Annotated in this window: 11 protein-coding genes; 7 read left to right on the top strand and 4 right to left on the bottom strand. The window is 67.0% G+C overall.

Annotated features, from left to right (window positions below; translation table 11 throughout):
- Positions 1-66: 66 nt before the first annotated feature.
- From M3A49_RS24580 to M3A49_RS24590, 3 genes are all read right to left on the bottom strand, one after another.
- Positions 67-1,002 carry an electron transfer flavoprotein subunit alpha/FixB family protein gene (locus M3A49_RS24580; protein ID WP_266231405.1) on the bottom strand — a complete coding sequence of 312 codons (936 nt, stop codon included), beginning with the start codon at positions 1,000-1,002 and terminating at the stop codon, positions 67-69.
- 15 nt (positions 1,003-1,017) lie between these two features.
- Positions 1,018-1,767 (bottom strand): electron transfer flavoprotein subunit beta/FixA family protein, encoded by a 750-nt coding sequence (locus M3A49_RS24585; RefSeq protein WP_266231406.1) that lies wholly within the window; start codon positions 1,765-1,767, stop codon positions 1,018-1,020.
- A gap of 224 nt (positions 1,768-1,991) precedes the next feature.
- Positions 1,992-2,984: a ferritin-like domain-containing protein gene (locus M3A49_RS24590; RefSeq protein ID WP_266231407.1), complete on the bottom strand. Its 993-nt coding sequence runs from the start codon at positions 2,982-2,984 to the stop codon at positions 1,992-1,994.
- Between the two features lie 467 nt (positions 2,985-3,451).
- Between M3A49_RS24590 and wecB the strand changes: the two genes are divergently transcribed.
- From wecB to M3A49_RS24615, 5 genes are all read left to right on the top strand, one after another.
- Complete coding sequence (gene wecB, locus M3A49_RS24595) at positions 3,452-4,675, top strand: non-hydrolyzing UDP-N-acetylglucosamine 2-epimerase (RefSeq protein WP_416339002.1); 1,224 nt, start codon at positions 3,452-3,454, stop codon at positions 4,673-4,675.
- Positions 4,676-4,802: 127 nt separating this feature from the next.
- The gene (locus M3A49_RS24600; RefSeq protein WP_266231408.1) at positions 4,803-7,106 is read left to right on the top strand and encodes a cellulose biosynthesis cyclic di-GMP-binding regulatory protein BcsB; all 2,304 of its coding nucleotides are present in this window, start codon (positions 4,803-4,805) and stop codon (positions 7,104-7,106) included.
- The gene (locus tag M3A49_RS24605) at positions 7,103-9,256 is read left to right on the top strand and encodes a glycosyl transferase family protein (protein ID WP_266231409.1); all 2,154 of its coding nucleotides are present in this window, start codon (positions 7,103-7,105) and stop codon (positions 9,254-9,256) included. The genes M3A49_RS24600 and M3A49_RS24605 overlap by 4 nt, the downstream gene beginning before the upstream one ends.
- 74 nt (positions 9,257-9,330) lie before the next feature.
- Positions 9,331-11,829, top strand: coding sequence for an NfrA family protein (locus M3A49_RS24610; protein WP_266231410.1), 2,499 nt, complete (start codon positions 9,331-9,333; stop codon positions 11,827-11,829).
- 9 nt (positions 11,830-11,838) lie between these two features.
- Positions 11,839-12,771, top strand: coding sequence for a hypothetical protein (locus tag M3A49_RS24615; protein ID WP_266231411.1), 933 nt, complete (start codon positions 11,839-11,841; stop codon positions 12,769-12,771).
- A 66-nt stretch (positions 12,772-12,837) separates the two neighbouring features.
- Here M3A49_RS24615 and M3A49_RS24620 read toward each other — a convergent pair whose 3' ends face one another.
- Entirely contained in the window at positions 12,838-13,455 is a 618-nt protein-coding gene (locus tag M3A49_RS24620; protein WP_266231412.1) for a LysE/ArgO family amino acid transporter, read from the bottom strand.
- 143 nt (positions 13,456-13,598) lie between these two features.
- On the opposite strand from M3A49_RS24620, the gene M3A49_RS24625 reads away from it, so the two are divergent.
- Both M3A49_RS24625 and M3A49_RS24630 read left to right on the top strand, forming a co-directional pair.
- Complete coding sequence (locus M3A49_RS24625) at positions 13,599-14,507, top strand: LysR family transcriptional regulator ArgP (RefSeq protein ID WP_028208323.1); 909 nt, start codon at positions 13,599-13,601, stop codon at positions 14,505-14,507.
- A gap of 761 nt (positions 14,508-15,268) precedes the next feature.
- Positions 15,269-15,742 (top strand): DUF3331 domain-containing protein, encoded by a 474-nt coding sequence (locus M3A49_RS24630; protein WP_051482004.1) that lies wholly within the window; start codon positions 15,269-15,271, stop codon positions 15,740-15,742.
- The last annotated feature ends 3 nt before the right edge of the window (positions 15,743-15,745 follow it).

The raw sequence follows: 15,745 nt of genomic DNA on the forward strand, positions 1-15,745 counted from the left end.
GATAGAGGAGGCGCCTTTGTTTACACGAAGGCGCCTTTCGTTTTTGCTGCTAGCCAGCGGACGCCCTTAGCCGATTGCGCCAGCGAGTTCGGGCACGGCCGTGAACAGGTCGCCCACGAGGCCGTAGTCGGCGACGCTGAAGATCGGCGCTTCTTCGTCCTTGTTGATCGCGACGATGACCTTCGAGTCCTTCATGCCCGCAAGGTGCTGGATCGCACCGGAGATGCCGACCGCCACATAGAGTTGCGGCGCGACGATCTTGCCGGTCTGACCGACCTGATAGTCGTTCGGCACGTAGCCGGCGTCCACGGCTGCGCGCGAGGCGCCGAGTGCGGCGTTGAGCTTGTCCGCGAGCGGCTCCAGAACCCTCGTGTAGTTCTCGCCGCTGCCCAGACCCCGGCCACCCGAAACGATGATCTTCGCGCTCGTGAGTTCCGGCCGGTCGAGCTTCGTGACTTCGCGACTCACGAATTGTGAAAGACCGCCGTCTGCTGCGGCTTCGATCTTGTCGATCGCCGCGCTGCCGCCAACGGCTGCGACTGCATCGAACGCCGTCGTACGCACAGTGATGACCTTGATCGCATCGTGAGATTGCACCGTCGCGATCGCATTGCCCGCGTAGATCGGACGCTCGAATGTGTCCGCGCTGTGCACGGCGGTGATGTCGCTGATCTGGGCGACGTCGAGCTTCGCGGCAACGCGCGGCGCGACGTTCTTGCCCGCTGCCGTTGCGGGCGCAAGGATGTGCGAGTAGTTTTTCGCAATGCCCAGCACCGTTGCTTCGACGTTCTCAGCAAGGCTGTGCTCAAGTTGCGGCGCGTCGGCCAGCAGTACCTTCGCCACGCCTGCGATCTTCGCGGCTGCATCCGCTGCGGCCTGGGCGTTGTGGCCCGCGATCAGCACGTGCACGTCGCCGCCAATTTTCTGTGCTGCGGCGACCGTGTTCAACGTTGCAGCCTTGATCGACTGATTGTCGTGTTCGGCAATAACCAGATTCGTCATTTTCAAATCGCTCCCTTACAGCACCTTGGCTTCGGTTTTCAGCTTCTCGATCAGCGCGGCAACGTCCGGCACCTTCACACCTGCCGAACGCTTCGGCGGCTCGGCAACTTTCAGCGTCTTCAGGCGGGGCGCGACGTCGACACCCAGATCGGAAGGCCGGATCGTCTCCAGCGGCTTCTTCTTCGCCTTCATGATGTTCGGCAGCGTGACGTAGCGCGGTTCGTTCAGGCGCAAATCGGTCGTCACAACGGCGGGCAGTTTCAACGACAGCGTCTCCGCGCCGCCATCCACTTCGCGCGAAACCGTGGCCTTGCCGTCTGCGACGACGACCTTCGAAGCACACGTGGCTTGCGGCAGATTCGCCAGCGCAGCGAGCATCTGCCCAGTCTGATTCGAATCGTCGTCAATGGCCTGCTTGCCGAGAATGACCAGCGACGGCTGTTCCTTGTCGACGAGCGCTTTCAAAAGCTTCGCCACCGCGAGCGGCTGCAGATCGTCGTTCGACTCGATCAGCACGGCGCGATCCGCACCGATGGCCAGCGCCGTGCGCAGCGTTTCCTGGGCCTGCGAGACACCGCACGAAACGGCAATGACCTCGGTCGCCACGCCGGCTTCCTTCAGACGCACTGCTTCTTCAACGGCAATTTCATCGAACGGGTTCATCGAAAACTTCACGTTGGCGATATCCACCCCCGTGCCATCCGACTTCACTCGGACCTTCACGTTGTAATCGACCACGCGCTTGACGGGCACCAGAATTTTCAAGCTCTTTCTCCTCGATAGGGGCAATGCTTTCGTCGCTGACGAAGACCTTCGTCACTGTGACAGACGCGTGGGCTGCGCGGAATTCAGCTTTGTGGAAGGCGTGCTTCGAGCGTGCTAAAGCAGCGCCGCGCAGCCTGCATGGGCGCGAAGCGTCGCACGAATGTGGCGCGCGCCGCAATCGTCCGTTCGAACGAAGCGGCGCGCGTGCCACCGGGAGGGGAGCGTCAGTTCTTCTTGTCGCGCACGAAACGCAGTGCGAAGCGCACGAGCCGCGGCATGGTTTCCGGCCGCAGCAGACGCTTGTCGTAGCCCGCAAAGCGCCGCTCGTTTTCGGCGAGACACAGGCGCATGAGATCCGGCACGCTGATGTCCACGTCCGTCACCTGCTGCGCACCGTTCATCGTGAAGTTGTTGTCGTGCCGGTGTTCGTTGCCATCGGCATCCATGGCGCGCGCGAGACCGACGCGTTCCCACGCCAGAAAAGCCCAGACGCCGGCCACCTTCAGCTCGAAGCGAATGCGTTGCCACCCGCTGAGCCGGGCGCGGTGCCAGGCCACCCAGTTCGCGAACAGCAGGATATGGCGGCATTCTTCCTGCATGACGGGCTCGAACGTGTCGATCAGTTCGGGCGGAAAGAGGCCCGAGCGATGCGCCACTTCGAAGAGGCCGAACGCGAAGAAGCTGTCCACGCATTCGCTGTAGCCCGTCACGAGGTAGGCCCATTCGGCGTCCTTGGGGTACACGTAGGGCGGTTCGCTCGCGAGCTTGATGCCGTACGCCGCCACCATGCGCGAGAGGACTTCCTTGTGGCGGTTCTCCTCCCACGCGTTCAATGCGAGCGCATCGCGCATCACGGCGTCGTCGAGCGAGGCGGCATAGGCGGCCATGCGCAGGCGCGCGCGGCCTTCCGTTTGCACGGCAATGTCCCAGATGGGCAGATCGGTAATGCGCTTGAGCGCCGCGGGTTCGAGCTGCGGCCAATCGAGTACCGAGGGCCGGTAAGGATTGAAGGTCTCGCGGAACATGCGGCACATCTCGTCGCGATGAACGTCGGAGCCGGGCGTGAGCGCACCGGTGACACGGCTCGTCCAGTGGCGAGTGTTGCGCTCGGCGGCGTCGAGCGTCTCGCGGTCCGGGCGCTCGACGGGCAACGCCGGCGCGTCGAAGCCGGGAATCAGTTGCGACGCATCGAAGGCGTCGAGTATCAGGTCGTCCATCTCGCTGTTCTTTTGCCGGTGGCTAACGCACGCGATGCTTTCACGGTTGCCAGGATGCATAAGAGACTGCAGTCGTCGCAAGAGCTTACTTCGAACCGGCGTAACGCGCGACGAGCGCGGCGTTCGATCGGATCGTTAGCTATCGTTCATCCGTCGCGCATGCACGCCGAGCGCAGCTTCAATATTCAATCCGTCTTGTTCGACGCAATAATGGCCCGATCCATGTCGAATCCTTGAACAATCGCGGCGCGAACGCTCGAGTCTGAGCATTGCGGTGCGGCACGCATGCGCGCAATTGTCTAATTAAGCAGGTAGAGTACTGCTGACTGGCCTGCTGTTGCGCCGCCTCAATTCAGGCGGCGCAACGGGGGCCGGCGGCAACGGCATGAAGACAGTCGGTCAAGGGGGGCGTCGCATGCGGGCAACGCCGCGGCGCCTGGACACTCCAGCTAACCGGAAACCTGCCTGTGCGCATCCTGTCGATCTTCGGTACGCGGCCCGAAGCCATCAAGATGGCGCCGCTCGTCAAACGTCTCGAAGCGCAACCCGGCGTGCAGTCCGTCGTCTGCGTGACGGGGCAACATCAGACCATGCTGCAGCAGGTCCTCGACCTGTTCGGCATCGTGCCCGCGCACAACCTCGGCGCGATGACCGCGAACCAGACGCTCAACGGGCTTGCCGGGCGCCTGTTCGCCGGCCTTGACGACGTGCTCGCCGCCGAGCAGCCCGAGCGAGTGCTCGTGCACGGCGACACGCTGACGAGCATGGCGGGCGCGATTGCCGCCTTTCATCGGCGCATACCGGTTGGGCACGTGGAGGCCGGGCTGCGCACCGGCAATCTGTTCGAACCGTGGCCCGAGGAAATGAACCGGCGCGTAGTGGATGTCGTGAGCGATCTGCTCTTCGCGCCCACGGCAAGCTCGCAGGCGAACCTCGAAGCGGAGGCCTTGAGCGGGCGCGTGGTCGTGACGGGCAATACCGTGATCGATGCGCTGCATCTCATGTGCGAGCGGCTCGACAACGACGCGGCGCTGCGCGCGCGCCTCGACGCGCAATTCCCGTTTCTCGAACCCGCCGACACCGGCCGCCCGTTGCTGCTCGTGACCGGTCATCGGCGCGAGAGTTTCGGCGAGGGCTTCGAGCATATCTGCGCGGCGCTCGCCACGCTCGCGCATTCGGGCAAGATGCAGATCGTCTATCCCGTGCATCTGAATCCCAACGTCCGCGGCCCCGTGCTCGCCACGCTCGGCAACGCGCCCAACGTTCATCTCACCGATCCGCTCGACTACCCCGAGTTCGTGCGCCTCATGCAGCGCGCGGCGATCGTGCTGACCGATTCGGGCGGCGTGCAGGAGGAGGCGCCTGCGCTCGGCAAGCCGGTGCTCGTGATGCGCGACGTAACCGAGCGCCCCGAAGCGCTTGCCGCGGGCACCGTGAAGCTCATCGGCACCGACCGGACGGCGATCGTGCGCGCGGTGCTCGAACTCGTCGAGAACGAAGACGAGCGGCGCGCCTACGCGAGGCGCGTCAATCCGTACGGCGACGGGCACGCTTCGGAGCGCATCGTCGCGGCGCTCACCGGCCAGCCGTTCGAGCCGTTCCCGAGCCGCGAGTTGCCGGGCTACCGGCATCCCGCGGTCGCCATGCGGCCGGAGCCCGGCGAGACCGACGAGGCCGACGCCGCGCCTTGACGGCGGGCTCGATGCCTACGTATCAGTTGCATCGCAGTGCCAGGCAATCAGTGCATTCCAAAGGCGGGATGGCAGGGACCGCCACGCGGCGGATGCGCCGCCGCGCCGACACCATGAGGCATGACACGTGAGATTCGATCCGATCGGGCAGGTGCGCGCAGCGGGGCGCAAGGGCGTGGGCGCGCCGTATTGCGCCTATGTGGCCGCAGCGTTTCTCGCGGCGCTGTGCCGCTGTGCGTACGCAGCGCCTGGCGACCTGGCCGGTGCGTTCGCGCAGCTCGGCGCCGGGCGCGTGGAATCGCGAACCGTGTCGCTGGCCGATCTCGGCGTGCGCGATCCGGTCGTGCTGCGCGCGCCCGATGCGACTCAGGAGCTCTATCTGCCGGTGCCCGCGGGCTTGCCGATCAGCAACGCGACGCTGCAGCTCGACGCGAGCTATCTGCGCGGCAACGGCGGGCGCACGACCTTCCTGCTCTCGCTCGACGGCTCGCCCGTGCAGGCGCGCAACGTCACGGACGCGCAGGGCGACGGCTCGCTCAGCATCGGCGTGGATGGTGCGCCACGCCCCTCGGGCTTCGTGCGCGTGGGGCTGCAATGGTCGTCGGTGCTCAATGAAAACGTCTGCACGGACCAGACGGCGATCGGCAACGTCTGGAAGGTCGCGCCCACCACGCGCCTCACGTTTCAGTTCGACACCTCGGCCGTGAACGACCTGCGCACCGCGTGGAGCGCGCTGCCTGCGAAACCCGTGGTCCTCGTGAGCGGCGGCAAGCTCGATGGCGCGGCTTACGACGTGGCGTGGCGGCTCGAAGCCCTGTTGATGCGCGGCGGCGCGACGCCCGTCACGACGCGCATGCCCGCGGTGAGCGACACCGTGAATCTCGGCACCGTGCAGGTGCCGGCCGCGCTGCAGTCGGTGCCCGCTTTCGCGGCGCTGGCAGCGGGCGGCTCGCACAAGATCGCGAATCCAGCGGAACTAGGCGCGCTGATCGCGCTCGCGCCGGCGGGCACCTTCGCGCCCAACGTCGTGGTCGCCGACGACGCGCTGCGCGCGCAAGCGGGCGCAGCGCTCGACGCGTTGCGCGGCGAGGTGCTGGCCGCTTCCGCCGATGCCGCGAGCGCCTTCGATGCGTGGCGCGCGCATTCCGGCGGCGCGCTTGCCGCGCCGTTCGAGAAGGGCGAATTGCGCCTCGCGCATCTGGGCGGCCTGCCCACCGTGGTAGTCGGCGACGACACCGGCGTGAGTGCGCTTTCGCGCACGTGGAGCGGCATCGACGTGTCGCGCCGGCTGGTCGTGCACGAACTGGCCGCGTCGCCGAATCTGAGCGCAGGGGGTTCGAGCGACCGCATCGCGCTTTCGCTGATCGGCGGCACCCCTCGAACGTTAGAGGTGCTGACTAGTGCGGCATGGGAGGCCAACTTCGATCTCGCGGCCGTCTCGGGCGATGGGCGCATTCCGCGCCGCGTGGTGCTCGATCTGGCTGCCGCGCCTGCAGCAGACCGCAACGGCCAGACGGCATCGATCTTCTTCAACGGCGTGCTGATCGGCTCGCACCTGCTGGATACCGACGGCCACGCGCAACGCGTGAGCGCGGATATCCCCGTCTATGCGCTCGGCACCACCAACGCGCTGCGCGTGCTGTTCCAGCGCCAGCCGGCGGGCGGCTGCCGCCCGCGCGAGCAGGGTTATCCGGCGGCCGTGCTGCCGGGCAGTCATCTGGTCGTCGGCCATGGACCGCTCGGCGAAAACTTCACGGGCATGGTGGCGCGTTTCTCGCGCACGGCGAGCGTGCTCGTGCCCGACGGCTATCTGGCCGATCCGGTAACGACGCTGCCGCGCGTGGCGCGGCTCGCCAATGCGGCGGGCGTGGCGCCCACGCGCGCGACGCTCCAGGTGGTGCCGAACGGCCAGAGCGCGCAGCCGAAAGACGCGTTCCTCGCCGCCGATGTCGCGCTCGACAGCGAGGCGGCCCACGCGAGCTTCGCGGACGGCCGCCTCACGCTCAAGGGGCGCGGCGGCTCGATGCTCGCCGACATGTCGGGTCTCGCGAATCTCGGCCTGATCCAGGTAGTGCGCTCGGGCACGACGCCTGGCATCGTCTACCGCAGCGTGGGCGATGCCCCCGTTCTGCCGGCCGGGATGCAGTTGCAGCAGGGCGACGTGGCCATCGTCGATGCGAGCGGCGTGCTCAAGACCTTCGACACTCAGTATCCCGGCGGCGTGCCGCCGACGGACGACCAGCGCGCGTGGCTCACGCGCCACTGGGCGGGCTGGGGCGTGCCGAGCATCGCCATCGCGGTGATGGTGTTGCTGCTGCTCGCAGCGGGCTTCGCGCGCAAGCGGGCCCGGGCGAGGACGGCGGCCGCCGCCGCGGCGCGCGCGGCGCAGGAGAGCGCCGAAAACCCGGACAACCAGCAGAGCGGATCGTGAGCGCGCACGCCATCGACTGGTGGCTCAACTATTACGCCGGCCGCTACTACGAGGGCATGGAGTATCTCGCGGCGGTGGTGGCGGTGGTGATCCTGCTATCGAGCATCGACGATCTCTTTATCGACGCGTGGTACTGGGTCCGCCGGATCATCCGCCACTACACGATCGAGCGCCGCTACGAGCCGTTGCGCGCCGAGCAGCTCTACACGCGTGAGCAGCAGCCGCTGGCGATCATGGTGCCCGCGTGGCGCGAGGAAGATGTGATCGCCTCGATGGTCGCCGACCTCGTGCGCGTACTCGACTACAAGAACTATGTCGTGTTCGCCGGCACCTACCAGAACGATGCGGCGACCATTGCCGAAGTCGAGCGCATGCGGCGGCGCTACAAGCAGCTCCACCGCGTGGAGGTGCCGCACGACGGCCCCACCTGCAAGGCCGATTGTCTGAACTGGATCGTGCAGGCGATCTTTCGCATGGAGAAAGAAACCGGCATCGAATTCGCAGGCGTGATCCTGCACGACAGCGAGGACGTGCTGCATCCGCTCGAGTTGCGCTTCTTCAACTACCTGTTGCCGCGCAAGGACATGATCCAGTTGCCGGTGGCGTCGCTCGAGCGCGAATGGTACGAACTCGTCGCGGGCACGTACATGGACGAGTTCGCCGAATGGCATGCGAAGGATCTCGTGGTGCGCGAGAGCCTTGCCGGCACGGTGCCGTCGGCCGGCGTGGGCACGTGCTTTTCGCGCCGCGCGTTGGCCGGGCTCGCGGAGGAAACGCAGAATCAGCCCTTCAACACGGAGACGCTGACCGAAGACTACGATGTGGGCGAGCGCCTCGGCCGCATGGGCATGCATTCGATTTTTGCGCGCTTTCCCGTGGAGTTCGCCACGCGGCGCAAGTCGTGGTTCGGCTTCGGGCCCGAGCGAGACGTCACGCTGACCATGCCGCTGTGCGTGCGCGAGTTCTTTCCCGATACGTTTCGGACCGCTTACCGTCAGCGCGCGCGCTGGACGCTCGGCATCGGCCTGCAAGGCTGGGAGCAGACGGGCTGGGTCGGCACGATCGCCAACCGGTATCTGCTCGCGCGCGACCGCAAGGGCATCGTCACGGCGTTCGTCGGCATCATTGCCTACGTGCTGCTCGCGCAATTCCTGCTCTTTGCGTACGCCGAGTTTCTCGGCATTCGGCCGGAGCTGGTCGCCTCGCCGTTCGCCAACTCCCGCTTTCTCACCATCGTGCTGTGGGCCAACGGTGTTGCGTTGCTGCTGCGCGTGATCCAGCGCGTCTACTTCGTCTCGCGGCTCTACGGCTGGGAGCATGGCGTGCTTTCGGTGCCGCGCATGGTGATCGGCAACTTCGTGAATTTCATGGCTGTCTCGCGCGCATGGAAGATGTATCTCGCGTATCTGGTCACCGGCAAGCGGCTCGTGTGGGACAAGACCATGCACGACTTCCCCTCGTCGGACGGCTTCACGGACCGCCGGCAACGTCTCGGGGAACTGCTGCTTTCGTGGCAGGCGATCGGACCGAAGGAACTGGAGCAGGCGCTGGCCCAGGAGCATGCGCAGGAAGCACCGCTCGGGCGCGTGCTGATGGCGCAGGGCTGGCTCGACGAGGAAACGCTCGCGGAGGCCATCGCGTTCCAGGCGGACCTGCCGCGCGGCTGGCTCGATCGCGAACGGCTCACGCGTTACGCGAGCGATCTGCCGATCGAACTCGCGGTGCGCTACCGCGTGCTGCCGCAAGGCGACGACGGCAAGGGGCACGAGGTGCTGCTGTGCGCAAGCCCGCTCGCGGAACCCGCGCTCGCAGCGTTGCAGGCCCAATGCGCGTTGCCGATCGTGCAGCGCATCGTGCGCGAGGGCGAGGTGGCGGACGGCTTGCGCCTGTTGCGCGGCGTGCCGCCGGTGCAGGTGCGCGAAGCGCAGGGCGCCGCCACGCAGGGCGTGCCGCTGCTGGGCGATCTGCTGATCGAACGCGGCGCGGTCAAGCGCGCCGCGTTCGAAGGGGCGTTGCAACGCTATCGGCCCGCCGAGCACGGACGCATCGGCGATTTCATGGTGGAGCAGGGCGTGCTCACACGCGATGCGCTGGCCACGGCGATTGCGGAGCAGGAGCGTCTGCGCGCTGAAGGTGCATCCGCGTCATGAGACGGACTCCGAAGCGTTTTTCGTCCACGCGATCTTCATCCGGTTGGGGCGCAGCTGCGCCGTGTCGTGCGACGATGCCGCGTGCGCTCCTGCTCGCCGCGTTGTGGGCGGCGCTCGCGGGCGCGGGGCGCGCTCAGGCCCAGGCGCTGCCTCAGGGCACGCAGCCGTTGCCGTTGAGCGGCGCGGCGTATCGCGTCGCCCAGCAAGGCTACGACGCGTATGCGCGCCGCGACTACGCGGCGGCCGAGCGCTATGCGCGCGAGGCGATCCGGCAACGGCCCGATCTCGCCACGCTACGCCTGTTGCTCGCGAATTCCCAGGCGGCGCGCGGGCAGTGGCGCGAGGCGAGCCGCACGCTCTCCGACGCTATCGCGCAGATCGGTCCCGACGCGGCGCTCGCGGCACGGCGGCGCGAGGTCGATGCGCAGGTGGCGGCGCTGGCGCGGCCGGGCGCGCCAACTGGGGGCGGCCGCACGGCGCGCGCCGCACCGCCGCCGGGTTCTGGTCCGCCCGACTATCTGACCGGCCGCGCATGGCAGCTTGCTCAGGATGCCTACAAATCGTACGGCGCGAAGCAATACGATACCGCCTGGCGCGAGGCGGGCACCGTGATCGCATTGCGGCCCGACATCTTGCGTCTGCAGCTGCTCGCCATCGACGCCGCCGCGGCGGGCGGCCACGACCGCGAAGCCTGGCAGGCCGCGCAGGACGCGCAGCGGCGTTTCGGCGACAGCCAGGCGCTGCGCGAGCGCCGCACGCAGATCGGCGCGCGGCTCGCGCCCGCAGCGGTGCAAGCGGCTCAGGCGGCGCGCGCGCGCGGCGACACCGCGCAGGCTATCGCGCGCATGCACGAGGCGATCGGCTACGCGCCGTCGCATCTCGGCAACCGGCTGCTGCTCTGCGAGATGCTGCTCGAACAGAACGACATGGCGGGCCTCGAAGCCGCGGCGGGCGATGCGATTGCGTCGGGCGCCACGCCGACGCTCATGCCGTACGTGTTGCGCGGCTATGCACGCGCAGCTCAGGGCAGGTCGGCACAGGCCAACGAGGATTTTGCGCAGGCGCTGCTGAGCGAGGGCGCTTCCGTGCGCGACGAGCGGGTGGCGCACGCGATCATCGCCGATGTGTGGACGGCCGAAGGCCAGCCGCAGCGCGCGCTCGACCTGCTTGCCACGCTGCCGCCCGTCGGCGACGACACCGACGCCCTGATCGCCATGCGCCGCTACTACGCGCGCGCGGCGCTCGCGCAGTCCGCTGCGCCGACCACGCCTGCTACGCCAGGCGAGCGGGTGGCCACGACGGCGCGCCCGGTGCTCGACTGCACGGTGGACCGCTACGGCAGCGCCTGCGACATCTATGCGGCCGATCCCGGCTTCGCGCAGCGGCGCGCCGCGATCGTCGCTTCGCAGCGCGGCGATCAGGCGGCCGCGCTCGACGCGCAGCGCCGGGCTGTCGCCGCGGACCCGCGCAATCCGCAGCATCGGCTCGAACTGATCGACGCGCTCACTGCCGCCGGCGATACCGTTGGCGCGCAGCGCGAAGCGCGTGCCATGGCCGACGCGGGCCTGCTCGATGCGCTGCCGCCGCTTTCCGCCGCGTACGTCGCGCAGCGCGCGGGAGACGACCGCCGCGCTGCCACGTACTTCGCGCAGGCGGACGAAGCCGGCCAGCTGCCGCCACAGGCCACTGGCGATGCAGGCTACAGCGCGTACCGCGCGACGTTTGACGCGCTGGCCGCAAGCTATTTCAGGCGCGCGATCGATTACGGCACCTCGCCGCCGCCAGGCGTTGCACCTGCCACGCTGGTGCAGCTGCAAGACCTGCGCAATGCACACGCCGACGTCACGCGCGACTGGGGCGCGATCGCCTTGGTCAACTATCGCGGCTCAGGCCTGCAGCCCGGCGTGTCGACCGGTCAAGTGCCCGGCTCGTACAACAACTGGCAGATGGGCGTCGAAGGATACTGGCGGCCGTTCGGCACGCTCGGCGACCGCAACTTCGAGGTCTATGCGCGCGTCTATCAGGACGTCGGGGCAAAGGGCGACGCGCCGAGCGGCATCTCCACGGCGCTCGGGGCCATCGGCGCGCGCGCGAAGCCGTTCGAATCGATCAACGCGGTAGTGGCGTTCGAGCGGCTCATCCCCATTGGATCGCGCGCGCCTTCCGACTGGCTGCTGCGCCTCGCCTACTCGGGCGGCATCGGCACCGAGCGGCGGCTCGACGTGCCGTCGTGGTGGACGGTGCAGGACTATGGCGAAGTCGGCCACTACGTGAGCAACGGCTGGAACTACGGCACGGGCTATATCGAGGCGGGCCGCACGTGGCGGCTCGACACCATCAGCCCGAAGCTCACGGTCTTTCCGTACGCGGTGGCCGGCGTGGACTACGATTCGAGCATCAACCACAGCGTGCCGGTCGGGATGGGCGTGGGAGTCTCGACGCGCTACTGGTTCCGCGACAGCTTCTACGACGCGCCGCGCTCCTATGTCGACGTGACGGTGCAGTACCGCTGGCACATCACGGGCGACGACCGGGCAGGCGGTGTGTTCTTCGGCGCCGTGCTCTCTTATTGAGGAAACCTGATGATCGTGCGCAGAAAGGCTCAAGGCATCGCGGGCGAGGCAGAGGAGGCCGGGCGAACTCGCTTGCGCGCCCGGCCGCGATACGCGCGCCTGGCATGCGCGGGGCTGTGCGCGCTCGCTGCCGCCGGTTGCACGTTACAGGTGCCCGCGCACGCGGACGCGCTCGCGCAAGGCATCTTCTGGCAGCCCGACAACGACCATCTCGACTTGCGCGGCGACTGGGACCGGTTGGGCGTCAACGAGCTGCTGGTGCAATGGATCGCCGTGGACGACGTCGCGTTCATGGCGGGCGCGGGCATTCCCGCGCCGCGCGTGCCCGACTGGGTGCGCATTGGCAACGAACCGTGGGCGCGCGGCGTGATCGTCGGCCTCGCGGGCTATTCGGACGAGAAGAAAGCGCGCGAGAACCTCGAAACGCTTGTCGACCGTTCGCTCAAGCTCGCGGCCGTGCGGCCGCCCGTGCACATCACGGGCTGGTATTTTCCGGTCGAAGTCGATCCCACCTGGACCGACGCGTCCCGCATGGCGCCGCTGCTGGAGAAGCTGCCGCATCCGCTGTGGATCAGCGTGTACGACACCAGCAACATCGGCGGCGAGGCGCTCGCGAAATGGCTCGACGGCTGGCTGCCGCGCGATGTCGGCGTGTTGCTGCAGGACGGCTGCGGCGTCTATGCGCGCGGCCCGGCGGCGGCGCGCGCATATGCAGATGCCTTGTCCGCGCGTTTGGGCCACAAGCGCGTACGCATCATCGCGGAGGCGTTCCGTCCCAAACAGGGCGGGGGCTTTCGCGCCGCCACGGCCGCCGAGCTGGCGCCGCAGCTCGAGGCGTATCACGGTTATCGCGTGTATCTCTTCGACGGGCCGCACTACATGTCGCCGGAACTCGTCGAGGGCCTGCTGCAGCAGCAGAAGGCGAGGGGCGCGGCGCAGTAGCGGGTCATATGGAAAACGCGGCGAAAGCGCCACCCGCGCCACCCGCGCGCGACGCTTTCGCGGACCTCAGCGCAATTGCGCAAAGGCGATCAACAGCACCATGCCGCCGATGGCGCCGTCGAGCACGCGCCACGCACTCGCGCGCCGGAACAGCGGCGCGAGCGCACGCGCGCCGTAGCCTAGCGCGACGAACCACACCGCGCTCACCGACATCGCGCCGAGCGCGAAAGCGAGGCGGCTGCCCTGCGGTTCTCGCGCGCCGGCCGTGCCGATCAGCAGGAAGGTGTCGAGATACACGTGCGGATTGAGCCAGGTGAACGCGAGCGTCATGAGGATGATCGGCCACGCGCGCTGCTCAGGCGCATCCGCCGCGGCCTGGCTCTCCAGCACCGCGTGCGAAGGACGCACCGCACGGCGCAGCGCGCCGATGCCGAACCACACGAGCCAGGCGAGCCCCACGTACAGCACGATGTGCACGAAGGTCGGATAGCGTTCGACGAGCGCCGAGGCGCCGCCCACCCCCGCGCCGATCAGCACGAAGTCGGACAGCGCGCAGAGCAGGACGATCTTGCCGACGTGCGAGCGCAGGATGCCCTGACGCAGCACAAACGCATTTTGTGCGCCGATCGTGACAATGAGCGAGGCGCAGAGCGCCGCGCCGTGAGTGAAAGCGAGCCAGTTCATGACGGTTGCGGACAAGGTAGGAACGCGGGCGGCGCGGTGCGCGGCACCTGCGGTCATTGGACATCGACAGGGAATGGCGCTAGTCTGCCGCCAGGAGTCGCATAAGCAAAGCTCATTTTCATTAACCGGATTAAGGAACGCTAATGCTCGACTATGCCTTGCTCGATGCGCTCGCCGCCGTCGTGCGGCATGGCTCGTTCGATCGCGCCGCGGGCGCGCTCAACGTTACGCCGTCGGCGGTTTCGCAGCGCGTGAAGCTGCTGGAGGAGCGCGTGGGCACCGTGCTCGTGAAGCGCGGCCAGCCTTGCGTCGCGACGGCTTCCGGCGCGCTGCTGTGTCGTCACACGGAGCGCGTGCAGTTGCTCGAGGCGGAGCTGGGCGGGGCGATGCCGACCTTCACGAGCGCGCTGGGCGCGGCGCGGCCGACGCTGCGGGTGGCCGTCAACGACGACAGCGTGGGCACCTGGTTCATCGACGCCGTGGCGGGCTTCTGCGTCGAGCGCGGCATTCTGCTCGACCTCGTGATCGACGACCAGGATCACACCGCGCAACGCATGCGCGACGGCAGCGTGCAGGGCGCCGTCACGACGCAGGCCGAGCCCGTGCAGGGCTGCCGCTCGACCCGGCTCGGTCGCATGCGCTACCTCGCCGTGTGCTCGCCTGCGTTCTTCGAGCGGCATTTCGCGCAAGGCGTGACGCGCGACACGCTGCGCCACGCGCCGTGCGTCGAGTTCAATCCCAAGGATCAATTGCAAAAGCGCTTCATTCGCCGCATCACGCGCGCGCAGATCGACGCGCCGCTGCACTGGATTCCCCATGTGGCGGGGTTTCTGCGCTGTTGCCTGAACGGCCTGGGCTGGGGCATGTGCCCCGAGCGCATGATCGCGCCGCATCTCGCGCGCGGCGAACTCGTCGAACTCACGCCCGGGCGGGCGCTCGACGTCGACCTCTACTGGCAGAGCTGGCGGCTTTCCATCGGCTGGCTCGACGACTTCGGCGCCATGCTCAAGGTGCGCGCCGGCGAATTTCTCGATCAGGGCCGCGGCACGTAAGACGCGAGCCGCGCGATATCTTCATTCTTTTGTCTTTATCCGCGGATTCAATAGTGGTTTAGTGTGCATACTTTCGGTGCGGATCATAGTGCTTGTAACATCACCGTTTTGTTGCTATTCGTCTCGTGCGAGTTGCACAATGGCCGCATTGGCGCGCGCCAAAGCGTTAAAGCAATATCTGGAATCCATTAATTGCTTTTCGAATAGTGGAATGCCTCGATATTCCAGGGGTGTGGACTATGCAAGCTTCGTGCGAGAATTGCGCGTCCAATAGACTGACGTTTAGTATGTGATATGTCTGATGCACCTATGTCGAATAGGTGCGTTGCGTTTCATTGATCGGTCACATCCCGTATGTAAGAGTGGAGACGTCGCGATGCCGGTAAAGACCGCGAGACGGGCCATGGGCGGGCATTCAGGGCTTTATGTATGCACGGGGCGCAGCGGGCGCTGTAACAATTCAGTTATGTGGAAAAGTCGCACGACTAGTGACATCCCGACGGAAACCGGTTATTTTTTCCGCGATGAGATTGTTAAGTATCATCAAATCGGCAAAAAAGTTCACGGATGTAAAGAAACCAACATTGGAGGCATACAGTCGGAACTGAAAGCTCTGCCATCTCGTTTTTTGCGTTTAGCATTATCGTGTGAAAATTGCGTTTTTCCTGTGGATTGCGAGTTGGACACGCTATAATCCGGACGTGGCAGAGTGCATATTCGACCGGCATATTTGAATCGTTTCCACGTGCACGAGGTGCATTATGACGAAATTAGATACCGGCAGCGTTTGGCAACAAACCATTGACCTTCTGTCCGCGGCTTCCGAGCCGCTAAGCCTGGACAGCGAATTCGAAGGCGGCAGAAGCTGCAAACCGGTACCCATCACACGCGGCGCATCGGAGGCGGCCAACCGGCGGCGCGCCACCGTCCGTTCGTGGGATGCGCAGGGCATCACCTTGATCCGGCGGCATGATCCGGACAGCATCACCGTTTGCTGGAGCGACGCCACCTATGGCCGCTACTCCGACCAGTTGTGGCGCGTCTGCACGGCGCGCCGCAGCGCCGTTTGCGCGCTGACCGGCGAGAAGATCCGCCGCGGCGACGCGGTGTTCCGGCCGAGCCCGAATCGCCGTCATCGCCCGGCCAATGCCGACGCGATGATCCTCGCGAGCAAGCTCGACAATCTGCCCAACGCCGTGGTCGCGGCGCGTCTGGACGAGGCGCTGGCCGCCTGAGTG

The organism is Paraburkholderia sp. CNPSo 3076 (genome assembly GCF_026343935.1).
GTDB lineage: Bacteria > Pseudomonadota > Gammaproteobacteria > Burkholderiales > Burkholderiaceae > Paraburkholderia > Paraburkholderia nodosa.